Below are 26,011 nucleotides of genomic sequence, written 5' to 3'. Positions count from 1 at the left end.
TCGCCGTATTTTTAGCCTTAATCCACACAAAATCTGAGGCTGAAATGAGCAACGTCAAGTTAGCAATCATCGGTAACGGCATGGTCGGCCATCGCTTTACCGAAGAGCTTACCGATAAAGCGGGCGCCGGACAGTTCGATATCACCGTATTCTGCGAAGAGCCGCGTGTCGCTTATGACCGCGTGCATCTTTCCTCCTATTTTTCTCATCATACGGCAGAAGAATTATCGCTGGTCAAACCCGGTTTTCATGAAAAACACAATATTACAGTTTTAACCAATGAGCGGGTGATCACCGTTAACCGGCAGGAAAAGGTGCTGCACACCAACACCGGCCGTACCGTACATTATGACAAGCTGGTGATTGCGACCGGCTCTTATCCGTGGGTTCCGCCGATCAAAGGCAGTGATACCCGCGACTGTTTTGTTTACCGGACAATTGAAGATCTCAATGCGATTGAAGCCTGTGCCCGCCGCAGCCGTAAAGGTGTGGTGATCGGTGGTGGTCTGCTGGGGCTGGAAGCCGCCGGGGCCCTGAAAAATCTGGGTATTGAAACCCATGTTATTGAGTTTTCACCGGTCTTAATGGCAGAACAGCTCGATGCGCTCGGCGGCGAACAGCTGAAGCAGAAAATTGAGCGGATGGGTGTGAGGGTACATACCGGCAAAAACACCACGGAAATCACCGCATCCGATAACGGAGAGAGCCGCAAAGTGCTGCATTTTGCCGACGGCTCATCGCTGGAAACCGATTTTGTCGTTTTCTCCACCGGGATACGCCCGCGTGACCGCCTTGCCCGCCAGTGCGGACTGGCTGTCGCGGAGCGCGGCGGCCTGGTGATCAACGATCAGTGTCAGACATCCGACCCGGATGTGTATGCTATCGGGGAATGTGCGTCATGGCACGGCAGGACTTACGGACTGGTGGCGCCGGGCTACAAAATGGCGCAGGTGGCGGCGGATCATCTGCTGGGGCAGGATAATCAGTTTACCGGCGCGGATATGAGTGCAAAACTGAAACTGCTGGGTGTGGATGTCGGCGGCATCGGCAATACACATGCGACAGATAACGGCTGCCACAGTTATATTTACCTTGATGAAACCAATGAGATTTATAAACGGCTGATCGTCAGTGATGATAATAAATATCTGCTGGGTGCGGTGCTGGTCGGGGATACTGAAGATTACGGTAATCTGCTGCAACTGGCACTGAACCGCATCGAACTGCCGGAAAACCCGGATGTTCTGATCCTGCCTGCCCACGCCGGCAGTAAACCGGCAATCGGCGTGGAGTCCCTGCCGGACAGCGCGCAAATCTGCTCCTGTTTTGATGTCACCAAAGGGGACATTATTCAGGCCATTCATAACGGCTGCCAGACGGTGGCGGATATCAAAGCGGAAACCAAAGCCGGAACCGGCTGCGGCGGATGTGTTCCGCTGATCACACAGGTACTGAATGCCGAACTGACCAATCTGGGTATTGAGGTGAATCATCACCTCTGTGAGCATTTTGCGTATTCACGCCAGGAGCTGTATCACCTGATCCGTGTGGAAAAAATCAGTACGTTTGATGAATTGCTGGCCCGCTACGGCCAGGGTTACGGCTGTGAAGTGTGCAAACCGACTATCGGTTCCCTCCTCGCCTCCTGCCGGAATGATTATATTCTGCGGGACGATCTGGTGTCATTACAGGATACCAACGATAACTTCCTCGCCAATATGCAGAAAGACGGCACCTATTCCGTGATCCCGCGCTCACCGGGCGGTGAAATCACCCCGGAAGGCCTGCTGACCATCGGTCAGATTGCGCAGGAATATCATCTGTATACCAAGATTACCGGCTCACAGCGCATTGCGATGTTCGGAGCGCAAAAGCAGGATCTGCCGGCTATCTGGGAAAAACTGATCGCCGCCGGATTTGAAACCGGGCACGCCTATGCCAAGGCTCTGCGGATGGCGAAAACCTGTGTCGGTACAGCATGGTGCCGGTTCGGGGTCGGTGACAGCACCGCGCTGGGCGTTGAGCTGGAGCACCGTTATAAAGGTATCCGCACCCCGCATAAAATGAAGTTCGGCATTTCGGGTTGTACCCGCGAATGTTCGGAAGCACAGGGAAAAGATATCGGGATTATCGCCACCGACAAAGGCTGGAACCTGTATGTCTGCGGAAACGGCGGGATGAAACCGCGCCACGGTGATCTGCTGATGGCCGATCTCGATAAAGAGACGCTGATAAGCTACATCGACCGCTTTATGATGTTTTACATCCGCACCGCCGATAAACTCAGCCGGACATCCACCTGGCTGGAAAACCTCGACGGCGGGATTGATTATCTGCGCGATGTGATTGTCAGCGACAAACTCGGGCTGAATGCACAGCTGGAGCAGGAACTGGCGCAGCTGCGTGAAAAAGTCATCTGCGAATGGCAGGAAACAGTGAACAACCCGCATGCCCGCAAACGCTTCAGCCACTTTGTTAACAGCCCGCTGCCGGACCCGGATGTTCAGATGGTAAGTGAGCGCTTACAACATCGTCCGGCCAGACCGGAAGAGCGGATTGCTGTCACACTGATCGGAGAGGAATAATCATGAGTCAATGGATAACCGTTTGTCAGGTCAGTGATATCACTCCCGGAACCGGCGTGTGTGCACTGGTTGGTGATGCTCAGGTAGCGCTGTTTCGTCCTTATCCGGACGACTGTATTTTCGCCCTGAGTAATATCGATCCCTTTGCGCAGGCCAGCGTGTTGTCGCGCGGATTAATTGCGGAACATGACGGTGAACTGTGGATTGTCAGCCCGCTGAAAAAACAGCGCTTCCGGCTGACTGACGGACTGTGCGCCGAAGATGCCGCGTATTCCGTTGCCCGTTTTGCCGTTAAGGTGACGGACGGTACGGTGAGTGTTTCCGCTGTACCGCAATAATCCCCGTACAAAAAAAAGCGCAAAATGACTGAGGACATTTTGCGCTTAATACATATTACATGACACATAAAAACTGATTTTTATTGTTGCGCGGTACCGGTATCCCCTGTACCGCGCCTGTCTTGTTTATTCTGAACGCCCGGTCAGGCTGATGTTGCCTGTGACACCGGAGGTTCAATAACTGACTTTGGTTTTCCGCGGCAGCCTTCACCGTAGTGCTCACCTTCCCAGCGGCCGACCATTGCAGCACCGATAGCGTTACTCATCACGTTAGTGGCTGAACGACCCATGTCGAGGAACGGATCCACACCCATCAGCAGAATCAGACCCGCTTCCGGAATGTTGAACTGGTTCAGCGTCGCCGCGATAACCACCAGAGATGCACGCGGTACACCGGCCATCCCTTTGGATGTCAGCATCAGAATCAGCAGCATGGTAACCTGCTCACCCATAGACAGGGTGATGTTACATGCCTGAGCGATAAAGATAACTGCGAAAGAACAGTAAGCCATTGAACCGACAAGGTTAAAGGAATAACCGATTGGCAGTACGAAGCTGGCGATCTTGTTGGAAACACCGAACTCTTCCAGTTTTTCCAGGGTACCCGGGAATGCCGCTTCAGAACTTGATGTGGTGAATGCCAGCAGTGCAGGTTCAGTGATACCTTTGGTCAGACGGAAGATACAACGACCGACAACCAGAGCAGCCAGACCAATCAGAATCACCCACAGCATCGCCAGTGTGAAGTAGAATTCACCCATGAAGATACCGGCACTGACCAGTACACCCAGACCACGCTCGGCGATCATACCGGAGATAGCGGCAAATACAGTCAGCGGAGCAAACAGCATGACGTAGCCGGTTAATTTCAGCATCAGGCTGACGAGGGATTCCAGCACATTCACAATCGGCAGGCCTTTATCACCGATAGCGGAGAGGCTGATACCCATAAAGATTGAGAATACAACGATTTGCAAAATTTCGTTACGCGCCATTGCATCAACGATACTGGTCGGAATCGCATGAGCAATAAAGGTTTTGAAGGAGAAAGGAACAGGTTCCACTATACCTTCAACCGCAGCAGCAGTATCAGCAACGAAGTTAATACCTGCGCCCGGCTGGAACAGGTTAACAATAACCAGACCTAACAGGATTGAGATAAAAGATGCGCAGATAAATAAGAACAGTGTTTTAGAGAAAACACGACCTAACGTTTTCGCATCACCCATTTTCGCAATACCAACAACCAGTGTTGATATAATCAATGGAGCGATAATCATTTTAATCAGTCGTAAGAAGATATCAGTAATAATAGAGATATCTTTTGCATAGACCTTATTAAATTCAGCGGATGCCATTTCGTTAAAGCTGAAGCCGACAATCACACCGATAATAAGGCCAATGACTATCCAAGTGGTTAAACTCTTCGATTTCATAATAATTCCATTCTGTGTTGGGTCGCATTTATTCTCAACTTACTTAATATCCTCTGAAATTTTATTTCAGTTATTTTTACCCAGCCTTCCGTGGCTTTAAATATTAAATAAATTTATACAACACACTGAGAAAAATGACGATTTCTGTTTCTGAAATCGATGCGGAGTACAGGAAAGCCCCGTACGCCACATCGAGTTGTCGTACTAATGAGATATTGAATGACTGATATTGTTAAATATCAAATTCCATTTTTAATAAAGGCGCGTGTTGCTGGGCACCATAAACATCGGTATCTCCGACAGCACCAGAAACAATATGTCTCGGCATTACAATTTTCACAGCATTCGCCGGGTCAAACCAGACAATATTATCGATAAAGTCAGGTTTCACACAATACAGACCGGCAACTAAGTCTTTATTAAATTGTTTTGAATTTTTTACCGCGGTATAAGTTTCTTTATCCTTGAATAAAATATCCATCACAATTTCATACGGACCGGAGTTTTTAGAACGCACAACTTTGGCTAATTCTAAAATTGACTTTTTCATTTCGCCACTCCTTCAGGTGTTACATTCTCCATACGGAACTGGAATTTAATATCCGGGGTGTATTCCATCAGATGATAGATGGAGAACTCATACACTTTACCGGCACGGATATCCGACGGAGAGAACGGGAAGGCTAAGTTGCCCGCGGTGGCGATACGGCCATCGTACCCGTAGTGCAGCATAGTGGAACGTGCCAGGGAACAGATACTGTCCGCCTGCTCCTGAGTCGGAGCAACAACATCCAGTAAAATACCCAGCTCATAACTCTTGGTGACAGTTTCAGGTTCTGCGTCACCCATCACACCGTTTTTACCGTACAGATGGAAATTCATTTTCACGGTATCAGGGTCGATGCTGAGGTTTTTCTCAACACTTTTACGCACTTCCACCAGAATCTTATCCATACCGGCGATCATGATAGGGTCATGCGTACCGGCGATAGTGATGGTGCGGTAACCGACCGGACGTGCTGCTTCCAGTTTAACGGTATACGGTGTTGATACATGGCGTGAACCGGTTACACGAACCTGTCCGTTACCCAGATCTTCAAACTTACACTCTTTCAGATCCAGCACGCCGCCCGGTCCCGGTAATACATACGGGTTGGATTTCTCATACAGGGTGTGAGCCGCTGCTGAGGTGTCCGTAAATTTACGGATCGGGTTGAATGCTTTCAGGGTGAAACCGGTTTCGTCGATAATCCCCATCGCACAGTCGGAACCGGAACCCGGGGTGGCTGCGATTGCAGCACACTCCAGAATCTTACCGCAGTGCAGTGCCAGACCTTCGTCAAACCCTTTCATAATCGGCAGAGCCGCGAAGCAGCAAGGGTCATAAGCACGACCGGCCAGTACCACCTGAGCACCGGCGGCCAGTGCTTCCTGGAACGGCTCGACACCCATCTGAGCAACGATATAGGTACTTTCGTCGATCACTTCATGCGTCAGTTCAGGCACGAAAGCCAGCGGCGTGATTTTGCCTGCATCCAGCGCTTCGTGAACCGTTTTCTTCTCAACATCCGCAGGGATCAGGGCCATCTTGAATGACAGACCTTCTTCCTTTGCCAGTTCCAGAATGATTTCACGGCACCATTCCAGATGAGGCTGTGCACCTGAACCACCGGCAGTACCGATGACAACCGGAATATTGTTTTTCACACCCGCTTTCAGCATATAGCGCAGGTCGCGTTTTACCCCGGCACGGTCGGTAAAGGCTTTACCGGAACCGAGGTAGTGAGGACCCGGGTCAGAAGACCCGGCGTCGACAGCGATAAGATCCGGCGATTCTTCCATCGCCTTCATAAAACTCTCTTCCGGAAATCCGTACCCCAGGATGGCAGTAGGGGACAGGATTTTAAATGTCCTGGACATAATGCTTCCTTATGCTTTCGCTTTCAGTACAGCCAGTGTGCGGTTCATTTCGTTATGAACGATGTTCATGCCTTCATCAAAGCCCATGCCCGGCTTGATCAGCATACGCATCGGACGTGTTGCAATCGCGATATGCACACAGGTACGCGCACTGACGTCGGTTTCGTTACAGGTACCGCCCTGGTATGCTTCCATACCGTGTTTCTGGCAGTACAGCACCGCGTCAGCGATGTTGTGAACAGAACCCAGGTCAGGAGTTTTGATCTGAACCATGTCGCAGCAGCCGGCATCGGTGAAGTCGATGATGTCCTGACAGGTGTTACACCATTCGTCAGCAACGATTTTCACTTTGGAGCCCAGTTTTTTCAGGTGATCCATAATGCCTTTCATCAGGCGGATCTGGTCTGGTTTGTTACCCGCATCAACCGGACCTTCGATGTACAGTTCCAGATCACCGGCCTGCTCCTGCAGACTTGCGATATATTCTGCGCAGCGAATCGGATCTTTGTCGAAAATTAAACCGATAGTGCCGTAAACGTCGATATGCAGTGATGGTTTGTAAGTGTCTTCAGTGCGTAACTCAACGATACGCTTGGCCAGCCACTCAACATAAGCGCGCAGTTTTTCACCCTGACGGCCCAGTTTTTCATCCACGTTGTTGATAAGGCCGTGCGGCAGAACGTCAACGTGTTTGAGGATCATTTTGTCCACAGCGTTGTAGCGATCATCACCACTCTGACCAAACAGAGGGATTGGATCAGCCACAACCGGCAGATGCCATTCGTCACACACGACTTCTGCTTTCAGACGGTTGCTTGCCAGCGCGGTGGCGTCGAGCAGAGCCTGGGACAGACCATAACGGATAGCGGTATGCAGTTGTTTGCCTTCCACTTTCAGTTCATCGAAGAACTTAGCGTTGTTGCGGAACTCACTGACATCACGGCCTTCCAGCAGCGGTTTGATGTGTTTTTCCAGGAACGGAATGAAGTTTTCCGCCAGGAATAACGGGTCACGGCCACCTGCACCGGAGTACTGAACCGCGGCACAGTCACCCATCGCCACAGAACCGTTTTCCAGGATTAACTGGACTGACACACACTCACCTGCCTGACGCACTGCGGTAAAGCCCGGAGTGACCGGCTTACCGGTGTAAACGAAACCGTCGTGACCTGCGCCGTCTTTGATAGCCTGCTGGTCGTCAAAATAGAAAGATGAGTTACCCGCTGTGAACAATGCCTGTTTAATTTTCATTATGGTCTTCCTACTAATTTACTGTGAGATACTGCGTTAATATCATCAATAATCATCTGGAATGAAGCTTCACGACCCTCTTCGCGGGCACGCTCGGCAACGAAATCATGGTGCATGGACAGAACATCATCCGGCAGCGGAACCGCGCCTGCATCGAACACACGGATTGCGCCGTTGTTGTCACGGATAGGCAGCATTTTTCCGGAGTTACACATCGCAGGTGCGAACGGAATATCCAGAACACCAGCTTCGAATGCGCGGACAGTACCGACCGCAATATCGCCGTTACCCAGTTCAAGGACTTTCTTCATTACTGCGCGGACTTCGCGTTTAATCAGTTCCACTTCCAGATCCACGTCTTTGCACGGCGGGAATTTCTGGTCACGGACCATGTTCAGCATCTGGTTAGAGGCACGCAGACCCTGGCAGTTTGCTTCAGCGGTCGGGATACCGAATGCTTCATGCGGAGATTTGGTGATGACTTTGGTTGCACCGGACATACCGGCAACCGCCGCACCCCAGGAAATCACTGCTGCCGCACGGGATTCATCTTCAGGGAAACCACCCATCCACTGGTGGAATACAGTACTCAGTTCATAATCTTCGTAGCCGTAAGCACGGAAGTATTCATGAGACAGTTCACGCAGGGAGCGGATTGCCGCGATATCCTGCACTAAGTTACCGACCTGACCGTAACCGACGGTGATGGATTTAACGCCCTGCTCCAGCGCCACCAGACCTTCGATAATAGCCACAGTGTGGGAGATAAATGGCGGGATCAGCGTACCGGTTAACGGACCGAATGGTTCGCGGTTGATACGGATACCGTTTTCTTCATATAAACCGATAACGCGGTCGCAGTACTGCCAGTCACGGATGGATTTTTCCAGGGTGACGCGTTTTGCGTAAGGGATGTTATAAGAGATACCACCGCCTTCGTAACTGGTGAAACCACTCGCCATGGAGATTTCACACAGCAGACGTGCATCCGGAGTCCCGTGACGGATCTGCAGTGGTTTATCCAGAGATTCAGTGATGTGGCGGCAGGCTGCAACACCGTGGTTAACAACCGGCAGACCGTTCAGTTTAGAGGTACCGGCCTCAACAGATTTCTGGATACCGACAGCCGCTTCTTCATAACGGTTCAGACGGGTATACGCATCGATAGTGGTCGGCAGCAGGTCACACTCTTTCTGCAGTTTTTTCAGCAGCTCAATGTGCTCTTCGATTAACGCAACACCTGCACGCGGCTGGCTTAATGTGATGCCATCGCGGTCAGCTTCGAATAATTTTTTGGCAAAGTTTTTATCTTCAGAGATAGTCGCCTGATATTTGACGCCATCTTCAAAGTTTTCCACGTCTTTCCCTGTCACCCAGGTCTTTAATACGTCTTTGCGCTCGGCCATAAAGTCGTCGATTGCAATTTTTTTATTCTTCAGTTCCATTTAATGGCTCCAATAATCTTGCTATCTGGTCAAAATCTGCACGCCGGTCTGAGCTGCTGCTTTCGGATACCGGCAGGCGACGTTGGCTAACAGAGGAAGTAACCCTTGTGAATCCCGGTAGTACTCAAATTCATCCGGCAGCAGAATCTGACGGCCTTTGTTATCGAATTTGCGGTACCGCATATACTGTTTGATGTTAAAATCAGCAGTCCGCGACAACCAGCCGCCGGTACCGATGATTTTTCTGACCCGTGATAAATCACGGCCAATCTGCAAATCCACTGTACCTGCACAGGTGGTCACCTGCTGTTTTGTGCCCGCATGGCGTTCAGTCCCCAGTGCGACACAAATCCCGGCTAACAGATGGTCGTAAACACGTTCTTCGTCTGTCTGCGGCAGGTAATCAGGGTGCTCATTGACGTAACGGGTGTAGCGGTAAAAGGCATCCAGCTGCTCCGGATGATTCACAAACTGCGCTTCGGCTAATTCACGGCCTGCCTCACCGGCGATCACCGCCGAAACACGCATGCCAAGGTCACCTTCCACAGTCCGCTTCACTTTCGGCTCCGGAATTCCGTGTAAAATGGTATCCGGCAGTAAGCTGTTGTTGCAGGACGAATAAATATCCGTCGTTGCGCCACCCATATCCATCAGCACAAACTCTTCCCAGCCGGGAACGTTGTCACGGATTTGCTGTACTAACTCAAAGACAGAGAATGGTGTCGGACGCGGCTCTTCGCCGGTCTGTTCAACAATGACGTCCAGTCCCTTGCCCTTCACAATCTTCTTCAGAAAGATGTCACAGATAGCTTTACGCGCATCAAACGGGTTCGGACTATCCAGACTTGGTAAAATGTTATCAACGACAGTCAGTTCTTTATGGCCGAGGATCTCAGCAATATCGTCCTGAATATCACGGTTACCCGCATAAATGATGGAGCAGTTCAGATCGGATTCCGCCAGCATTTTCGCGTTTTGTAATCCGTATCCGACATCTCCGCCATCCGTCCCGCCGGTGAACAGGAAAATATCCGGGGGTGTCTGTTCGAGTTTGCGGATGTCAGTCCGGTTGAGCTTGTACGCAAAGTGCTGAGACACTTTTGCGCCCGCTGAGTGAGCAGTAACTTTTGCTGACTCAAGGGTAATCGTCGGAACCAGACCCAGTGCCGCTACCGCTAACCCGCCTTTGGCGGAAGAGGAATAGTTAATGTTAACTTTCCCGGCTTCCAGTAAAGGACGTGCATCGGACACATTGAGGATTTTATTCAGTACAGTGAAAAATCCGTCTGCCAGATGCTCTATCGTCGTGGGGGTCAGGGCATAATTTTTTAATTCAATATGATCATCACTTCCCACGTCGAACACGGCACCTTTTGTCCAGGTTGAACCGATATCTATCGAGACGTTGATCATTACGCGGTCATTCCTTCTTTACGTGCCGGGCTTTTTTCAATGTCTTTTTTCATGACATCGCAGACATATTCCAGGTCTGTGTTCGGGAAGAACACACGGTTAAAGCCCATGTCACAGAATTTTTTCTCGATTTCAGCCGGTTCCTGTTTACCGATAACCAGGTTGCCGCCGACATACAGAAGAATGTCACCCAGACCACGTTCGATGCAGCGATCACGCATACCTAAACAGTCCACTTCACCGTGACCGTAAATAGAAGAAACAATGATTGCCTGCGCACCGGTTTCAATGGCAGCATCGATATATTCATCCTGGCTGACCATGACACCCAGGTTAATCACATTAAAATTGTGCTGAGAAAACACGCGATCTAAAACTTTGTTACCGACGGCATGGCAATCGGCACCAATTACACCCATAACAATGGTAGGCTTCTGCATGATATACCTCTAAATAAACTGAATATTCGGAATTAAAGTTAAAACAAAACCGGTTAAATCCGCTTGGTATTAATTAAGAAAGTATCTAAGTACAAATCTGGTATTCATCCCTATTTAATTCCTTAACTTTCCACTGATGATAATGTGCAATTCAGGGGGTTTAAAAACAATTGATATAAAGTAAGGATATCTTGCAAAAACGGAATGGTTTTAAGCGGAGGATAAAACAAGATACAGATCACACTTAAATTCCCTTTAAAATCAATTAAATACCATTAAAAACAACAAACAAAAACTTTAATTAACAATTATTTAAACCTAATGATAAATAAATCAATCCTGATTTTGTGATCATCGTTATATTATTAAAGTCAACATAAATAGCAATTAATTTTTAATGTTTAAACTATATTTTATAGTATATTCCATATGAATATATTTTGATAAATAATGACGAAATAGTGTGACGCGCATCTTATTTAAGTATGTAACAAGATGCCACAGATAAATAAAAAAAATAAATGATGCAAAAAAGTAAATACTTTATTATTAATATGATAATTCTGCTGATTTACTTTTGTTATTATGACACTGAAATAAGCCATTCAGCTCACATAATTACCCCGGAACCGCTATTACGGTGCCGGGATTTTATTTTTTCAGCGGGTTCCGTGCTCTTCGGTAAACTGCGCCAGCAGATAATTGAGATAATCTGTCAGCAGTTCATCATCTTCCAGCGGCAGGAGTTGTTCCAGGGCAGTATCGGTAAAGAATTTCTGCCAGAACAGCCGTTTGGCATCCCGGGAGGCCGGGGTGGCTTTCACCTGTTCACGCAGCCGTGCGGCGGCGCGGAGTTTCACCGGTGCATCCGCCGGAATGGCCTGCATAACACGGTGTTTCAGGAACTGTGTATAAACAGGGTTTCCCCCGCAGGTCAGCGCAATCTGAACCGGCGGCACATCGATAGTGGCCGGAGAGATAAATGAGGCGCTTTCCGGCGCGTCAGTGACGTTGCAGAAGCAGTGGCGGGCATTGGCCTGTTCCAGCACCTGCTGATTGATTTCCGGCGAGTCGGTGGCAGCAAACACCAGCCAGCACGCCTGCGGCCACAGTGCCGTATCAAAGGCGGCTTCTGTCAGGGTCAGGTGAGGATTTTCCGCCAGTGCGGTGAAATCACCGTGGAAACCGGGCGCAATGACGGTGACATGCGCCCCGGCCTGTAACAGCGTGCGGCATTTATGGGCGGCGACTTCCCCTCCCCCCACAACCAGGCAGGTCTTTCCCTGTAAATCACAAAACAGCGGATAACGCAGCATAGTGTCTCCTTTGCAGACAGCGTCAGAATCAGTTGTCTGAATCATATCCTGCCCGTTGCCGGGACGCAGCAAAGCGGCGCGTACTTTGTGGTGCCGCGCGGTAAATAAAGGAGGAAAATACTCAGCACCGGGGCCGGGGTTGATAACCGGCAAAACAAAAAGTCGCTGTAAACACTTCCCTGTGCGCTCAGGCGCGTCATCCGTGACGCGCATGCTTTTCGTTTCTTTGCCTTTTACAGTACGGACGTTTGCTATTAATAAAGAGAGGAAAATACTCAGCACCGGGGCCGGGGCTGATAACCGGCAAAACGAAAAGTCGCTGTAAACACTTCCCTGTGCGCTCAGGCGCGTCATCCGTGACGCGCATGCTTTTCGTTTCTTTGCCGCTTATCTGCCTTTTACTTTGACATGATGAAAATTCAGGATATTCAATATCATTTCGCAGGTGTCAGGACGTTAAATAAAAAGTGACTCAGGAGTCATCTGCTAAATTATTCAATTTGCAGCAAGGCGGCAAACGAAAGAAACCGGGGAGCATACATCAGTATGTGACCCGGTTTATTGAGTGCAGCCAACACGGCTGCGGATTGAAGAAAAATCAGCACGCAGGTCATCTGCTAAATTATTCAATTTGCAGCAAGGCGGCGAATGAAAGAAACCGGGGAGCATACATCAGTATGTGACCCGGTTTATTGAGTGCAGCCAACACGGCTGCGGATTGAAGAATGACGCAGATAGGAATACTCAAAATCATTCGGTCTGTGGCAAGGCGGCAAAGTGAAGATGACCGGGGAGCATACACCAGTATGTGACCCGGTCAGCTGAACGAAGCCAACACAGCCACAGGCTGAAGGATGATGAGTATTAGCGGACACCGCCCGGTGTCATGCTCACCTCATGCACCTGCGGATAAAACCGGTCCAGCTGATGCCGCTGTATCCAGTCATAAATAAAATCTTTGTCGTGCAGAGTGTCATCATAGATAAGCCCGGCCACGCTGCCGCTGTGTGCGACATTCAGGCCGTAGATCTTCCCTTTATCTGCGAGGGCATGCAGTTCGCTGAAACCGGGTTTGGGCAGCAGATCCTGGCTGGCGATGGCGCTCAGAGTGGCCGCTTCGCCCAGGCGCTGCGGATCATGCTGCTCACAGGCAGCGGTAAGCTGTTTCCAGGCCAGAGCAAGCAGAGGTTCCCGTGCCAGCAGGGTGGCCCGGCGGTCACGTTTGTGGAAATCCTCGGTCAGCACCACATCCGGGCTTTCCAGCAGCAGCAGTTTCAGATCCGGCGCCCAGCCGAGTGATATCTGAGTCTGAGCGGTCTGGTGGTCAAACAGCGTCAGGGAAGAAAACAGCGTGCTGTCTGTCGGTTCAACCGCCACGCACAGTTCCGCAAGGGTTTCCGGTGATAATTCATGGCCGTAAAAACGCGCGGTCGCCTGAGCGGTGGCCGCAATATCCGCCGTACTGCTGGCCAGCCCTTTGCCGACAGGGATGGTGGATTCATATTCGATCCGCAGCATACCGGTGGCTTCCGGCACGATATCCAGATGTTTCAGCACCCGTTCGAGCATCTGCCGCATACGGGGCCGTTCCAGTCCCAGCGGGACGCCCTCTTCCACAGAAACATAGCTGTACCAGTTGATGGGACAGGAAACCAGTTTTTCGCCCCCGAGGATCCATCCCTGCAACAGCTCTCCGCAGGATGCCGGACAATGTGCCTCAGCCATGTTGAAATACCTGTTTTAATGCACCGATAAGATGGCGGTTTTCCGCCTGACTGCGGACAGCGATCCGGTAGTAAGAGCCATCCAGTCCCGGGTAATTCTGACAGCGGCGGATCAGCAGCTTATATTTGAGCAGGGCAGACTGAAGTTCCACACCGTTAAGACAGCGGATAAAGATATAGTTTGCCACCGGCTGCCGGATTTTCAGCAGCGGGAACTGCCGCAGTTCATTGCACAGATATTCCCGCTGTGCGGCAATAAAGTCCTGAGTTTTGCGGATATAGTTTTCATCATCCAGCAGCACCTCACCCACCAGCGCCGCCAGGCCGTTGATCGTCCACGGCTCACGCCAGGCTTTCAGATTGCTGATGATATGGCTGTCACCGCACAGCAGATAGCCGAGACGCAGACCCGGGATCGCAAAGAATTTGGTCAGTGACCGCAACAGATAAAGGTAGCGGGTTTCCGGCAGACGTGCTGTCAGCGGTGATCCTTCCGGCATAAAATCAATAAAGGCTTCATCAACAATCAGATGAATATGGCGGGATTCGCACAGTGATACCAGTTTGTGCAGCAGCGCGGTATCCGGCATCAGGCCGGTCGGGTTATTCGGCGTGGCAATAAAGACGCAGTCCGGGCGGCGGGCTTCAATATCCGCCAGCAGGGATTCATCCGGCTGAAAATCATTTTCTTCTGTCAGGGCGTGTTCAATGATATCGCAGCCCTGTTGTTCCAGTGCTCTGCGGTATTCGGCAAATCCGGGGGTTAATAATAAGGCACAGTGCGGATTGAGATGACGCACCAGTGAGTAAATCAGTTCCGTCTCTCCGTTACCGGCAATGACCTGCCCGAGTTCACATCCCGCGCCACGGGCCAGTGCGGCATGCAGATAGCGGTATTCAATATCCGGGTAGCGTTCAATAACAGACAGATTGTCGCGGATGATGGCTTTAACCCTCTCGGGCGGCCCCAGCGGATTAATATTGGCACTGAAATCGAAGATAGATGCGGGTGAGATCCCGAGGAGCTCAGCCACCTCTACCACATTACCACCGTGTTCGCTCATAGCCTCCTCCAAATGTAAGGGCTGCACACAGAATCATCTGCATACAGCCGGATGCTTATTATTTTAAGGATAATACTATGACGCAGCTTCTAATGGCGCTTCCTGCGTAATATCAATTTGTGTGGCGGCAAATGCCAGAATCTGGTGCAGATTCACCACATTGCCGACAACAATCAGCGCCGGCGGATGTAATTTATGGCGCGCCGCTTCTTCCGGTAATGTGGCGAGGGTGGCAGTGACCACCTGCTGACGCTGCTGGCTGGCATACATCACCACGGCTGCCGGCGTATCCGGTGATTTTCCGCCGTCGATCAGCAACTGACTGATTTCAGCCAGACGGGTCATTCCCATCAGGATAACCAGTGTGCCGTTAAGGGCAGCCAGTGCATTCCAGTTCTGCGGCTCATTCCCCTGACACATATGTCCGGTAACCACATGGAAGCTTGATGCGTGATCGCGGTGAGTGACCGGAATGCCTGCATATGCCAGTCCGCCGATAGAAGAACTGATGCCGGGGATAACTTCAAAATCGAGGCCGTTCTCCGCCAGGGATTCGGCTTCTTCGCCGCCGCGCCCGAACACATACGGGTCGCCGCCTTTCAGGCGCACCACATTTTTACCTTCTGCGGCATATTTTACCAGGATGGCATTGATTTCTTCCTGCGGCACCGGATGGTGATTCGGTGTTTTACCGACATTTATAATTCTGCAGTCAGCCGGGGCACAGGCGATCAACTCAGGATTGACAAGACGATCATGCACCAGCACTTCGGCATGACGTATACAGTGAAGTCCCTTTACGGTAATTAATGATGCATCTCCGGGTCCGGCTCCGACCAGCCATACTTTACCTTTGCTCATTTTATTGCCTTATCAATCAGATTAATCAATATGAAAAAATCACATCATTTTATTAGTTATGCACAATACCTGGTGACGATAAAAAGCACTATTTATTAATGATGTTTTGTCGTTGTACAGCAGTATTAATTACCCGCGAACTTTATTCTTTGATCTATTCACGATAAATACGTAATAAAAACAATTCTGTTTAATATTTTGCATTATTAAATAATTACAGAAAAAAATATATGACTGACATCCCAATAATACGTTCACGCAACGGAAGAGTTCATGAAAAAAAATCAAGTATAACAATCACTTCCAACAGACTGAAATGATTAACTTTTTACATTTACCTCATAAAAACAGGTTATTATACGTAACAAGATAATCGCTATATCAGAAATTATCATTAACAAATAATAAAAACAAGATCATTTAATTAACATATTTGCATATGTTTATAAAAATAAAATAGTTGCTTTTTATTTATCTTGATCACAAATCAAGTATTTATGTGAAGAAACTCACAAACTGTAATAAGCAGATATATAAAAACAGCATTTTATGTTTTATTAAAAACAAATATAAATAGCCGAAAGAAAATTACTATATCAAAAATCGGCAATGTTAATTAAATGATCATAACATTTTCATGTTGTAGTTCGGCAATATTTTGTACTGCTTATGATCATGAAAATAAAAAGACAGTTAACCGGGTTAATCTGATTAACCTTTTTTGCTTTCCTGGTCTCAGGACGTTTTTTTGGCAACAACACCGTGTCAAAGGTAGCGTATGAATAAGGCACAAAAACAGGTTTTCGTGATCGCGGGCACCAGCAGCGGTTGCGGAAAAACCACGATCACCCTCGGGATCATGCGGGCACTGAGTGCACGCGGACTGCGGGTCCAGCCCTGCAAAGTCGGCCCGGATTACCTCGACAGCAGCTGGCATACCGCCGTCACCGGCGTGCCTTCCCGTAACCTGGATGCCTTTATGCTGCCGGAGTCTGTTCTGACCCCGCAATTCCGCCATTATATGCAGGACAAAGACGCCGGTGTGATTGAAGGCGTGATGGGACTGTATGACGGCTTCGGCACCGACCCGCACTATTGCAGCACCGCAGCGATGGCAAAACAGCTGGACTGCCCGGTCATTATGCTGGTCGACGGCAAAGCGGTTTCCACTTCTATTGCTGCCACGGTGATGGGATTTCAGCATTTTGATCCGTCACTGAATATCGCCGGGGTACTGATTAACCGCGTTAACAGTGACAGCCATTTTCAGCTCCTGAAACACGCCATTGAACACTACTGCCATGTGCCGGTAATCGGTTACGTGCCGGTAATGAACGATATTGAACTTCCTTCCCGTCATCTGGGACTGATCCCGCCGCAGGAGCAGGCACAACAAACAGAACGCTGGCAGCGTCTGGCCGATCAGATAGAAAAAACCGTTGATGTGGATAAGCTGCTTTCCCTGACACACTGGCAGGCACCGGCAGAGAGCACGCCACTGCCGCTGGCCACTCCGGATGCCGGACGCGGGCTGACCGTCGCGGTGGCGGATGATGCCGCCTTTAACTTCTATTATCCCGATAATCTCGATTTACTGCGTCAGAGCGGCGCGGAAATTGTCACATTCAGCCCGCTGAATGACAGCGCCCTGCCTGATCCCTGCCATATGATTTATATCGGCGGCGGTTATCCGGAAGTCTATGCTGAAAAACTTTCATCTAACACCGCCATGCGAAAAGCACTGCTGGCGGCACATCAGCGCGGTATTCCTGTTTATGCGGAGTGCGGCGGACTGATGTACCTCGGTGAAACACTGACAGACAGCAGCGGCAATACCTTCCCGATGACCTGTATCATCGCCGGGCACAGCACCATGGGTAACCGCCTGAAACGCTTTGGTTACTGCGAAGGCACTGCCCTGACAGACACCACACTGGTCCGTACCGGTGAACGCCTGCGCGGCCATGAGTTCCATTATTCTGATTTTGTCACTGATCTGCCGCCTGCTTTTGAATTTGTCAAAGAGCGCGACGGCGAAATCCTCAAACGCTGGCACGGCGGTTATCAGGCCGGTAATACCTTTGCCGGGTATCTGCATGTGCATTTCGCCCAGCGCCCGGGGTTATTGGATCACTGGTTTGCTCTGGCGCGGAGCGTGTTATGACACTGCTCAGCTGGCTGATCGCATTCCTGCTCGACTGGCGCCTCGGTGACCCGGAGCACTGGCCGCACCCGATCCGCTGGATTGGCAACGCCATCCGTAAAACCGAAGGTATGATCCGCCGCCGCTGTCAGAGTGGCGCGGCACTGCGCCGGGGCGGAGCCGTATTGTGGATAGTGATCGCCGGCGGCACCTGGGCGGTAAGTTACGGTGTGCTGGCGCTGGCGTTTTATCTGGAAACCAGTCTCGGCTGGCTCGTGACTGTCTGGATGACGTATACCGCGCTTGCCACCCGCTGTCTTCAGGATGCGGCAATGCGGGTGTATGACGCGCTGAAAGCGGATGACCTTGCAGAGAGTCGTGAAAAATTATCATGGATAGTCGGGCGCGATACGCGGGAACTGACACCACCGCAGATCACCCGCGCAGTGACCGAAACGGTGGCGGAAAATACCACCGACGGTGTCATCGCCCCGCTGTTCTTCTTATTACTGGGCGGCGCTCCGCTGGCGATGGCCTATAAGGCCGTAAATACCCTGGATTCCATGGTCGGCTATAAAAATGAAAAGTACGGCGATATCGGCATGTTTTCCGCCCGTGCGGATGATGTCGCCAACTATATTCCGGCGCGTCTGAGCTGGATTTTATTCACTTTCGCCGCCTTTGTTCTGAAATACCGTTACCGGGACGCTTACCGCACCGGGTTACGTGATCACGCGAATCACCGCAGTCCGAACAGCGGCTGGTCCGAAGCGACGGTCGCCGGGGCACTGGGTGTGCGCCTGGGCGGGCCGAATACCTATTTCGGGCAGTTGGTCGATAAGCCGTGGATCGGCGATGACACCCGTGACATCAATGCAGACGATATTCTCAAAACCATCCGGCTGATGTGGGTTGCCTCTTCAGCCGCACTGGCGTTATTTGCCGTCATTCATCTTCTGGCACAGTGGATTTTGTAAGGGAAAATTATGAGTTACATACAACAGCCGCAGGAAATCGAAAAAAACAGTTTTCTGATCATCGATGACATTATCCGCGAAACACGGCCGGAATACAGTTTTGTCAGTGATGACCATGCGGCGATTATCAAACGCGCTATCCATACCACTGCCGATTTTGACTGGCTGGATATTCTGCACTTTTCTGATGGTGTGATTGAAACCCTCCGTGACGGCATTATGCGCGGCTGCACCATTTATACCGATACCACGATGGCACTGTCCGGGATTAACAAAACCCGTCTGGCGAAATACGGCTCAGAGTGCCGCTGCTACGTCAGCGACCCGCGTGTGGTCGCCGCCGCCAAAGAGCAGCAGATGACCCGCTCCATGGCGGCAGTGGATATCGCTATGCAGGAACCGGGTGAGAAAATTTTTGTTTTCGGGAATGCGCCGACAGCCCTGTTCCGCGTACTGGAACATACTGAAAAACCGGTTGCTGTTGTCGGTGTGCCGGTCGGTTTTGTCGGTGCGGCAGAATCCAAAGATGCCCTGGCGGAGAGTTCTCTGCCGTGTATCGCCGCACTCGGCCGCAAAGGCGGCAGTAACGTGGCCGCCGCAATTATCAACGCCATCCTCTACCGGATGCCGGAGGCGTAATCATGACGCAGGAAAACACCACAGCCCCTGACGATAATGGCACCGGCGTCGTCTGGCACAAAGGCAAGGCACTGAGAAAAGGGTATACCACCGGCTCCTGTGCCACTGCCGCCGCCAAAGTGGCGGCGCTGATGGTGTTGCGTCAGGAAGTGATTCAGCAGGTTTCGATTGTCACACCGTCCGGCGTGACGCTGAACCTGAATGTGGAAGATCCGCTGATTTGCGGACAATCCGCCACTGCCGCTATCCGCAAAGATGGCGGCGACGATATTGATGCCACACACGGCATGCTGATTTTCGCCCATGTTGCGCTCAATGACAGCGGTGTGATCACCCTTGACGGCGGCGAAGGTGTCGGCCGGGTGACCAAAGTCGGTGTCGGACTGCCAATCGGTGATGCCGCCATCAACAAAACCCCGCGTCAGACCATTGAAGCGGCGGTGCGTGAAGCTATCGGCCCGAACCGGGGCGCGGATGTCACCATCTTCGCACCGGAAGGGGAAGAGCGGGCGAAAAAAACCTATAACGGCCGCCTCGGTATTCTCGGCGGTATTTCTGTTATCGGCACCAGCGGTATTGTCACGCCGATGTCAGAAGAGAGCTGGAAGCGCTCCCTGTCCATTGAGCTGGAAATGAAACGCGCGCAGGGTATGACCCGCGTTTTTCTGGTGCCGGGTAACCACGGCGAACGGTTTGTCAGCGAACAGCTCGGGCTGGACGGCGCCTATGTCGTCACCATGAGTAACTTTGTCGGTTATATGTTGCAGGAGGCCACGCGGCTGAAGTTTGAGCAGGTGGTGATCCTCGGGCATTTCGGCAAGCTGGTCAAAATTGCCGCAGGGATTTTCCACACCCACAGCCATATTGCGGATGCGCGGATGGAAACCCTGATTGCTAATCTCGCGCTGATTGGCGCCCCGCTCTCTTTATTACAGGAAGTGGACGGCTGCACCACCACCGAAGCCGCAATTGAACTGATCAATGCGCAGGGCTGGCAGGCGGTCTACCCGCGGATCGCAGAAAAAATCTGTGACCGGATTAATCAGATGCTGCGTTTCTCCGATGAGCCGCCGCACTGCGATGCCATTCTGTTCTCGTTTGATAATCAGGTGCTGGGGACCAACCGTCCGCTGAGCGCCATAACGGAGGGATTCCGATGATTTATGTGACAGGCGTGGGCCCCGGCTCAGAAGCGTATCTGACCCGGCGGGCAGCGGATGTGATTTCCGGTGCAGACATTTTAATCGGCGGTCAGCGCCATCTGGATGAATTTGCCGGGCTGACAACAGAAACCCGTGTCATCGATGCGGATATCAGCGGCCTGATGAGCTGGATAGCAGAGCGTCTTGATCGCCGCATTGTCATACTGGCCTCCGGTGACCCGATGTTTTTCGGCATCGGCAAACGCATCAGCGAAACCTTTGCACCGGAACAGGTGCAGATAGTACCGGGTATCAGCTCGGTACAATACCTGTGTTCCCGTGCCGGAATGGATATGAATGATATTTATCTCACCAGCAGCCACAACCGCAGCCCCGATTTTGACTGGCTGCTGGCGCATGAGCGTATCGGCATGGTGACCGACAGTAAGATCGGCCCGAAAGAAATCGCCGCTGAAATCCTGCTGCGCGGCCAGACCCGGCGGATGATTATCGGGGAAAATCTTTCCGGCCGGAATGAGCGGATCACCATTCTCAATGCAGAAGAGGTCACCGGTGATTACAACATGAATGTGGTGCTAATTGATAAGCGGGGCAGCGTAGCCTGATGAAAGACGAACTGTTTTTACGCGGGCAGCAGATCCCGATGACCAAAGAGCCGGTGAGAGCACTCGCCCTGTCACGGCTGGATTTACAGGGTGCACAGCGCCTGATTGATGTGGGTGCGGGCACCGGCAGTGTTTCGATTGAAGCGGCACTCAGCCATCCGGCGCTTGAAATTATTGCTATCGAGAAAAAACCGGAAGCCATCGCACTTATCAAAGAGAACTGCCATCACTTCCGCTGCCCGCAAATCCGCGTGATTGACGCGTATGCGCCGGTGGAACTGGCTGAAAAAGCAGATGCCGTGTTTGTCGGCGGCACCGGCGGCAATCTCACGGAGATTATCGACTGGTCTCTTGATCATCTGCACAGCGACGGCACCCTGGTGATGACCTTTATCCTGCTGGATAACCTGATACAAGCCATCGCACACCTGAAACAGTGTGCGGTGAGCGAACTGGACTGCTGTGAATTACAGGCCGGAAATATGACCGCGCTGGGACACAGTTATTATTTTAAACCGAATAATCCTACCTATCTTATTTCCTGCCGTAAGGAGGCGCGTTGTGGCTGAACAGTTTGACCGTCAGAAAGTCTGGTTTGTCGGAGCCGGTCCGGGGGATATCAGTCTTATCACCCTGAAAGGCTACCGTATTTTACAACAGGCTGACATCGTCATTTATGCCGGTTCGCTTATCAATACTGATCTGCTGGACTATTGCAAAGACGGCGTCGAAAGCTACGACAGCGCCGCGATGACCCTCGACGACATCATCACCGTGATGGTTGACGGTGTGAAAAGCCACAAACTGGTGGTACGCCTGCAAACCGGCGATCTCTCCCTTTACGGCTCTATCCGCGAACAGGGTGAAGTGCTGTCAGAACACAATATCGGCTTCAGCGCGATCCCGGGCGTCAGTTCATTCCTCGGTGCCGCTGCGGAACTGGGTGTGGAATACACCGTACCGGAAGTGTCGCAGAGCCTGATTATTACCCGTATCGAAGGGCGCACACCGATGCCGCCGAAAGAGAGTCTGCGCAGCTTTGCCGCTCACCAGACCTCAATGGCGATTTTCCTGTCAGTTCAGGATATCAAAGGTGTGGTGGAACAACTGACCGAAGGCGGTTATCCGGAAACCACCCCGGTTGCGGTGGTGTATAAGGCAACCTGGCCGGATTGTCAGGTGCTGCGCAGCACACTGGCGGAGATCACCGTTGCCGTGCGTGAAGCGAAAATCCGTAAAACCGCACTGATTCTGGTCGGGCCGTTCCTCGGCGACGAGTATCACTATTCAAAACTGTATGACGCAGGCTTCAGCCATGAGTACCGCAAAGCCTCGCGGTAAGCGCATTGCGCTGTTTTGCCTGACACCGGGCGGTAAAGCACTGGCGGAAAAGATCCGCCCGTTGCTCCCGGTCACCTGTTACACCAGCGAAAAACTGGTGTCGGAGGGCTTTGAGCCGTTCCGCGACGGCTTTGCCGCGACCTTACAGCAGGCATTTGCAGAGAATGACGCCCTGATTGTCATCGGCGCGACCGGTATTACCGTCCGGGTACTGGCACCGGTGATTCAGGACAAAATGAGTGACCCGGCCGTGATCGTGATGGATGAGAAAGGACAGCATGTGATCAGCCTGCTCTCCGGCCATCTCGGCGGGGCTAATGAACTGGCCGCCTGGCTGGCGGGCAGAATCGGCGGACAGGCGGTGATCACCACCGCCACGGACGTAAATCAGGTCACCAGTTTTGATTTGCTGGCGCGGGATATGGATGCCACTTTCTCCGATTTCCGCAACACCGTCAAAACCCTGAACCAGATGATGGTCAGCGGAGAGCGCATCGGTATCTGGTGGCATCCGGATATGGCGGCGGAGCAGGACAAATACGCCTTACCGGGGCTTATCCCGGTGGCTGATTTGCGTTCTCTGCCGGAACTGGATGCGCTGGTGTATGTCAGTTACCGCCGCGAAGAAATTATGCTGCCGGTGCCGGTTTACAAGCTGATACCGCGCCGGATTATTGCCGGTATGGGCTGCCGCAGAGATACCGGGGCAGACGAGGTTCAGCAGCTGTTTGCTGAACAACTGGCTGAGAACAACCTGCTGCCGGAAGCCGTCCGCGCTATCGGCAGTATTACCCTGAAAGCACAGGAGCCCGCCCTGCTGGCGCTGGCTGCCCGTTATCAGGTGCCGTTTACCGTATTCAGTGCTGAGGAGCTGGCCCCTGTGGCGGCACAGTTCCCGGAATCAGAATTTGTTAAAAAAACCACGGGTGTCGGGAGTGTATCCCGGCCGGTCGCCTGGCTGATGAGCAAAGGCTGTCTGATAGGGCAAACCTGTAAGACCCGGGGGATCACCATTACGTTAGGAGCAGAAACAGTATGTTAACCGTTATAGGCATTGGCCCCGGCAGTGAAGCCATGATGACCGAAGAAGCCGTCACCGCACTGAAAGAAGCGGAAGTGGTCGTCGGGTATAAAACCTATACCCATCTGGTGAAACCTCTGGTGGGCGACAAAGAAGTGATCAAAACCGGCATGCGCAAAGAGGTCGAACGCTGCCATCTGGCCATTGAGCTTGCACAGGAAGGGAAAAACGTCGCGATGGTGTGCAGCGGTGACGCCGGGATTTACGGCATGGCCGGGCTTATCCTCGAAATCGTCACCAAAGAGAAGCTCGATATTCAGGTGCGTGTGGTGCCGGGCATTACCGCCAGTATCGCCGCCGCCTCACTGCTGGGTGCCCCGCTGATGCACGACTTCTGCCACATCAGCCTGAGCGACCTGCTCACGCCGTGGGAAGTGATTGAGAAACGCATCAAAGCGGCCGCCGAAGCCGATTTTGTTATCTGTTTCTATAACCCGCGCAGCCTGGGCCGCGAAGGTCATCTGGCCCGTGCCTTTGAACTGATGGCTCCGTTCAAAGCTGCCACCACCCCGATCGGCGTGGTGAAAGCCGCTGCCCGTAAGAAAGAAGAGAAATGGATCACGACCTTCGGTGAGATGGAATTTGACCGCGTGGATATGACCAGCCTGGTGATTGTCGGCAACCAGTCTACGTATATCAGTAATGATCTGATGATCACACCACGGGGATACAAACTGTGAATGACGGCGGACTGCTGATTTTCGGCGGGACGAGTGATGCCCGCCTGCTTTGTGAGCATCTGGATGCACAGGGGGTCCGCTACCGGCTCTCTGTCGCCACCGCCGCAGGCCGTCAGCAGGCAGCCGGATTGCAGGGTGAGATCCGGGAAGGCCGTATGGATGCACAGGAGATGGCGGATTACTGCCGCCGTCACGGAGTCCGCCTGCTGGCGGATCTCTCGCATCCTTATGCGGCAATACTCAGCGACACTATTTTGCAGGTGCAGCGCGAACTGGGTATTCCGCTGGTGCGCTATAACCGCCCGAGTGATATTGATACAGTTGATAACCCGCTGATTTATAAAACGGAATCGATTGACAGCGCCTGTGAGATTGCCATGACACTCGGTCAGCGGGTTCTGCTGACCACCGGCAGCAAACAACTGGCAGATTATCTTGCCCGCCTGCCGGGAAAAACCGTGCTGGCACGGGTACTGCCGACACAGGATGTGCTGGCGCAGTGTGAATCTTACGGGATGACCATCGATCAGATTTTTGCCCTCAAAGGGCCGTTTTCAGCGGAATTTAATGAAGCGTTTTACCGTTACTGCGGCGCGGATGTGGTGATCACCAAAGAATCCGGCACACAGGGCGGATTCAGTGAAAAAGTAGCCCCTTGTCTGGCGCTGGGTATTCCCTGCATTGTCGTGGTCCGCCCGCAGACCCGGGTATCCGGCGATGTGACTGAATTGCAGGATCTTTATGGGGTAGAGCAGTATCTGATATCCCGTTTTTCTGTCTGTTGATTTACTGAGGTTATGAGATGAAAAAAGCGTTATTAGTGATTAGTTTCGGCACCAGTTACGCGGAAACCCGTGAAAAAAATATCGAAAGCTGTGAAAAGCAGCTTGCGGCAGCGTTCCCCGGCCGTGATTTTTTCCGCGCCTTCACCTCCGGCATGATTATCCGCAGGTTAAAAGAGCGCGATAACCTGCATATCAGTAACCCGGAAGAGGCATTACGCCATCTGCATGAGCAGGGTTATGAGGATGTGGCTATCCAGTCACTGCATGTGATTAACGGGGATGAGTACGAAAAGATCGTCAGCCAGGTCGAAAAATACCGTCCGTTCTTCCGCTATCTGCGCGTGGGCAAACCGCTGCTGAGCAGTTTTGAGGATTATTCCCTCCTGATTGATGCCCTGCACTCCCAGATGCCGGAACTGAAAGAAGATGAGCGCGTGGTCTTTATGGGTCACGGTGCTACTCACCATGCCTTCTCTGCCTATGCCTGCCTGGATCATATGATGACCGGCAGCGGCTTCCCGGCCCGCGTCGGCGCGGTGGAAAGCTATCCGGAAATCGACCTGATTATTAAAAGCCTGAAAGCAGAAAATGTCCGCAAAGTGCATCTGATGCCGCTGATGCTGGTCGCAGGTGATCACGCGATTAACGATATGGCCTCCGATGAGGAAGACTCCTGGAAAACACAGCTGGAACAGGCCGGAATTGAGGCAACCGCGTGGTTACAGGGTATGGGTGAGAACAATATGATCCGTCAGATGTTTGTCGAACACCTGGCGCAGACAATGGATAACGGGGAGTAATATC

Annotated in this window: 24 protein-coding genes; 13 read left to right on the top strand and 11 right to left on the bottom strand. The window is 51.7% G+C overall.

Translation table 11 applies throughout. The features are described 5' to 3' along the window. The first annotated feature begins 44 nt into the window (after positions 1-44). Positions 45-2,585, top strand: coding sequence for a nitrite reductase large subunit NirB (gene nirB, locus AAZR23_RS12595; RefSeq protein WP_434692958.1), 2,541 nt, complete (start codon positions 45-47; stop codon positions 2,583-2,585). 2 nt (positions 2,586-2,587) lie between these two features. Then, on the top strand, positions 2,588-2,923 hold the full coding sequence (gene nirD / locus AAZR23_RS12590; protein WP_434692957.1) for a nitrite reductase small subunit NirD: 336 nt from the start codon (positions 2,588-2,590) through the stop codon (positions 2,921-2,923). Positions 2,924-3,066: 143 nt separating this feature from the next. Here nirD and AAZR23_RS12585 read toward each other — a convergent pair whose 3' ends face one another. From AAZR23_RS12585 to cobA, 11 genes are all read right to left on the bottom strand, one after another. Then, on the bottom strand, positions 3,067-4,359 hold the full coding sequence (locus AAZR23_RS12585; protein ID WP_434692955.1) for a dicarboxylate/amino acid:cation symporter: 1,293 nt from the start codon (positions 4,357-4,359) through the stop codon (positions 3,067-3,069). 232 nt (positions 4,360-4,591) lie between these two features. Beyond that, positions 4,592-4,909 carry a DUF4387 domain-containing protein gene (locus AAZR23_RS12580; RefSeq protein ID WP_004236121.1) on the bottom strand — a complete coding sequence of 106 codons (318 nt, stop codon included), beginning with the start codon at positions 4,907-4,909 and terminating at the stop codon, positions 4,592-4,594. Continuing rightward, positions 4,906-6,279, bottom strand: a complete 1,374-nt coding sequence (locus tag AAZR23_RS12575; RefSeq protein WP_046892014.1) for an acyclic terpene utilization AtuA family protein — start codon at positions 6,277-6,279, stop codon at positions 4,906-4,908. The genes AAZR23_RS12580 and AAZR23_RS12575 overlap by 4 nt, the downstream gene beginning before the upstream one ends. Positions 6,280-6,288: 9 nt before the next feature. Then, the gene (locus tag AAZR23_RS12570; RefSeq protein ID WP_046892013.1) at positions 6,289-7,530 is read right to left on the bottom strand and encodes a methylaspartate ammonia-lyase; all 1,242 of its coding nucleotides are present in this window, start codon (positions 7,528-7,530) and stop codon (positions 6,289-6,291) included. Continuing rightward, positions 7,530-8,975, bottom strand: a complete 1,446-nt coding sequence (locus tag AAZR23_RS12565; protein ID WP_107679479.1) for a methylaspartate mutase subunit E — start codon at positions 8,973-8,975, stop codon at positions 7,530-7,532. Before AAZR23_RS12565 ends, AAZR23_RS12570 begins: the two co-directional genes overlap by 1 nt. A gap of 21 nt (positions 8,976-8,996) precedes the next feature. Continuing rightward, positions 8,997-10,388, bottom strand: a complete 1,392-nt coding sequence (gene glmL, locus AAZR23_RS12560; protein WP_107679480.1) for a methylaspartate mutase accessory protein GlmL — start codon at positions 10,386-10,388, stop codon at positions 8,997-8,999. Then, positions 10,388-10,828, bottom strand: coding sequence for a methylaspartate mutase subunit S (gene glmS, locus AAZR23_RS12555; RefSeq protein WP_046892010.1), 441 nt, complete (start codon positions 10,826-10,828; stop codon positions 10,388-10,390). Before glmS ends, glmL begins: the two co-directional genes overlap by 1 nt. Positions 10,829-11,487: 659 nt before the next feature. After that, positions 11,488-12,189, bottom strand: coding sequence for a precorrin-2 dehydrogenase/sirohydrochlorin ferrochelatase family protein (locus AAZR23_RS12550; RefSeq protein WP_230657371.1), 702 nt, complete (start codon positions 12,187-12,189; stop codon positions 11,488-11,490). Between the two features lie 819 nt (positions 12,190-13,008). Continuing rightward, on the bottom strand, positions 13,009-13,869 hold the full coding sequence (locus tag AAZR23_RS12545) for a GHMP family kinase ATP-binding protein (RefSeq protein WP_434692947.1): 861 nt from the start codon (positions 13,867-13,869) through the stop codon (positions 13,009-13,011). Continuing rightward, the gene (gene cobD, locus AAZR23_RS12540) at positions 13,862-14,944 is read right to left on the bottom strand and encodes a threonine-phosphate decarboxylase CobD (RefSeq protein ID WP_260249962.1); all 1,083 of its coding nucleotides are present in this window, start codon (positions 14,942-14,944) and stop codon (positions 13,862-13,864) included. Before cobD ends, AAZR23_RS12545 begins: the two co-directional genes overlap by 8 nt. A 63-nt stretch (positions 14,945-15,007) precedes the next feature. Next, positions 15,008-15,793 (bottom strand): uroporphyrinogen-III C-methyltransferase, encoded by a 786-nt coding sequence (gene cobA / locus AAZR23_RS12535; RefSeq protein ID WP_046892006.1) that lies wholly within the window; start codon positions 15,791-15,793, stop codon positions 15,008-15,010. A gap of 778 nt (positions 15,794-16,571) precedes the next feature. Here cobA and AAZR23_RS12530 point away from each other — a divergent pair. Genes AAZR23_RS12530 through cbiK form a run of 11 tightly spaced genes read left to right on the top strand, consistent with a single transcriptional unit; the run spans position 16,572 to position 26,007 of the window. Next, the gene (locus tag AAZR23_RS12530) at positions 16,572-17,957 is read left to right on the top strand and encodes a cobyrinate a,c-diamide synthase (RefSeq protein ID WP_434692944.1); all 1,386 of its coding nucleotides are present in this window, start codon (positions 16,572-16,574) and stop codon (positions 17,955-17,957) included. Then, on the top strand, positions 17,954-18,913 hold the full coding sequence (cbiB, locus tag AAZR23_RS12525) for an adenosylcobinamide-phosphate synthase CbiB (RefSeq protein WP_371005513.1): 960 nt from the start codon (positions 17,954-17,956) through the stop codon (positions 18,911-18,913). The genes AAZR23_RS12530 and cbiB overlap by 4 nt, the downstream gene beginning before the upstream one ends. A 9-nt stretch (positions 18,914-18,922) precedes the next feature. Beyond that, positions 18,923-19,552, top strand: a complete 630-nt coding sequence (locus AAZR23_RS12520; protein ID WP_434692941.1) for a cobalt-precorrin-8 methylmutase — start codon at positions 18,923-18,925, stop codon at positions 19,550-19,552. A gap of 2 nt (positions 19,553-19,554) precedes the next feature. Further along, positions 19,555-20,712, top strand: a complete 1,158-nt coding sequence (cbiD, locus tag AAZR23_RS12515) for a cobalt-precorrin-5B (C(1))-methyltransferase CbiD (RefSeq protein WP_434692939.1) — start codon at positions 19,555-19,557, stop codon at positions 20,710-20,712. Beyond that, on the top strand, positions 20,709-21,320 hold the full coding sequence (locus AAZR23_RS12510; protein ID WP_052926969.1) for a cobalt-precorrin-7 (C(5))-methyltransferase: 612 nt from the start codon (positions 20,709-20,711) through the stop codon (positions 21,318-21,320). Before cbiD ends, AAZR23_RS12510 begins: the two co-directional genes overlap by 4 nt. Continuing rightward, on the top strand, positions 21,320-21,889 hold the full coding sequence (locus AAZR23_RS12505; RefSeq protein WP_434692936.1) for a decarboxylating cobalt-precorrin-6B (C(15))-methyltransferase: 570 nt from the start codon (positions 21,320-21,322) through the stop codon (positions 21,887-21,889). The genes AAZR23_RS12510 and AAZR23_RS12505 overlap by 1 nt, the downstream gene beginning before the upstream one ends. Then, positions 21,882-22,661 carry a cobalt-precorrin-4 methyltransferase gene (locus AAZR23_RS12500; protein WP_036408525.1) on the top strand — a complete coding sequence of 260 codons (780 nt, stop codon included), beginning with the start codon at positions 21,882-21,884 and terminating at the stop codon, positions 22,659-22,661. Before AAZR23_RS12505 ends, AAZR23_RS12500 begins: the two co-directional genes overlap by 8 nt. Beyond that, positions 22,636-23,703 (top strand): cobalt-precorrin 5A hydrolase, encoded by a 1,068-nt coding sequence (locus AAZR23_RS12495; RefSeq protein WP_434692933.1) that lies wholly within the window; start codon positions 22,636-22,638, stop codon positions 23,701-23,703. Before AAZR23_RS12500 ends, AAZR23_RS12495 begins: the two co-directional genes overlap by 26 nt. Further along, complete coding sequence (locus tag AAZR23_RS12490; RefSeq protein ID WP_046891998.1) at positions 23,697-24,422, top strand: precorrin-3B C(17)-methyltransferase; 726 nt, start codon at positions 23,697-23,699, stop codon at positions 24,420-24,422. Before AAZR23_RS12495 ends, AAZR23_RS12490 begins: the two co-directional genes overlap by 7 nt. After that, positions 24,419-25,207 (top strand): cobalt-precorrin-6A reductase, encoded by a 789-nt coding sequence (locus AAZR23_RS12485; RefSeq protein WP_434692930.1) that lies wholly within the window; start codon positions 24,419-24,421, stop codon positions 25,205-25,207. Before AAZR23_RS12490 ends, AAZR23_RS12485 begins: the two co-directional genes overlap by 4 nt. Positions 25,208-25,224: 17 nt before the next feature. Beyond that, positions 25,225-26,007, top strand: coding sequence for a sirohydrochlorin cobaltochelatase (gene cbiK / locus AAZR23_RS12480; protein WP_434692927.1), 783 nt, complete (start codon positions 25,225-25,227; stop codon positions 26,005-26,007). The last annotated feature ends 4 nt before the right edge of the window (positions 26,008-26,011 follow it).

The sequence above is a fragment of the Morganella sp. Je.2.23 genome, from assembly GCF_051129855.1.
In the GTDB taxonomy this organism is placed as follows: Bacteria; Pseudomonadota; Gammaproteobacteria; order Enterobacterales; family Enterobacteriaceae; genus Morganella; species Morganella sibonii.
This window is presented reverse-complemented; position numbering and strand designations above follow the sequence as displayed.

Bases quoted from the DNA above. Each gene is read 5' to 3' on its own strand.
- nirB (WP_434692958.1), top strand. From the start codon at position 45: ATGAGCAACGTCAAGTTAGCAATCATCGGTAACGGCATGGTCGGCCAT.
- nirD (WP_434692957.1), top strand. From the start codon at position 2,588: ATGAGTCAATGGATAACCGTTTGTCAGGTCAGTGATATCACTCCCGGA.
- AAZR23_RS12585 (WP_434692955.1), bottom strand. From the start codon at position 4,359: ATGAAATCGAAGAGTTTAACCACTTGGATAGTCATTGGCCTTATTATC.
- AAZR23_RS12580 (WP_004236121.1), bottom strand. From the start codon at position 4,909: ATGAAAAAGTCAATTTTAGAATTAGCCAAAGTTGTGCGTTCTAAAAAC.
- AAZR23_RS12575 (WP_046892014.1), bottom strand. From the start codon at position 6,279: ATGTCCAGGACATTTAAAATCCTGTCCCCTACTGCCATCCTGGGGTAC.
- AAZR23_RS12570 (WP_046892013.1), bottom strand. From the start codon at position 7,530: ATGAAAATTAAACAGGCATTGTTCACAGCGGGTAACTCATCTTTCTAT.
- AAZR23_RS12565 (WP_107679479.1), bottom strand. From the start codon at position 8,975: ATGGAACTGAAGAATAAAAAAATTGCAATCGACGACTTTATGGCCGAG.
- glmL (WP_107679480.1), bottom strand. From the start codon at position 10,388: ATGATCAACGTCTCGATAGATATCGGTTCAACCTGGACAAAAGGTGCC.
- glmS (WP_046892010.1), bottom strand. From the start codon at position 10,828: ATGCAGAAGCCTACCATTGTTATGGGTGTAATTGGTGCCGATTGCCAT.
- AAZR23_RS12550 (WP_230657371.1), bottom strand. From the start codon at position 12,189: ATGATTCAGACAACTGATTCTGACGCTGTCTGCAAAGGAGACACTATG.
- AAZR23_RS12545 (WP_434692947.1), bottom strand. From the start codon at position 13,869: ATGGCTGAGGCACATTGTCCGGCATCCTGCGGAGAGCTGTTGCAGGGA.
- cobA (WP_046892006.1), bottom strand. From the start codon at position 15,793: ATGAGCAAAGGTAAAGTATGGCTGGTCGGAGCCGGACCCGGAGATGCA.
- AAZR23_RS12530 (WP_434692944.1), top strand. From the start codon at position 16,572: ATGAATAAGGCACAAAAACAGGTTTTCGTGATCGCGGGCACCAGCAGC.
- cbiB (WP_371005513.1), top strand. From the start codon at position 17,954: ATGACACTGCTCAGCTGGCTGATCGCATTCCTGCTCGACTGGCGCCTC.
- AAZR23_RS12520 (WP_434692941.1), top strand. From the start codon at position 18,923: ATGAGTTACATACAACAGCCGCAGGAAATCGAAAAAAACAGTTTTCTG.
- cbiD (WP_434692939.1), top strand. From the start codon at position 19,555: ATGACGCAGGAAAACACCACAGCCCCTGACGATAATGGCACCGGCGTC.
- AAZR23_RS12510 (WP_052926969.1), top strand. From the start codon at position 20,709: ATGATTTATGTGACAGGCGTGGGCCCCGGCTCAGAAGCGTATCTGACC.
- AAZR23_RS12505 (WP_434692936.1), top strand. From the start codon at position 21,320: ATGAAAGACGAACTGTTTTTACGCGGGCAGCAGATCCCGATGACCAAA.
- AAZR23_RS12495 (WP_434692933.1), top strand. From the start codon at position 22,636: ATGAGTACCGCAAAGCCTCGCGGTAAGCGCATTGCGCTGTTTTGCCTG.
- AAZR23_RS12490 (WP_046891998.1), top strand. From the start codon at position 23,697: ATGTTAACCGTTATAGGCATTGGCCCCGGCAGTGAAGCCATGATGACC.
- cbiK (WP_434692927.1), top strand. From the start codon at position 25,225: ATGAAAAAAGCGTTATTAGTGATTAGTTTCGGCACCAGTTACGCGGAA.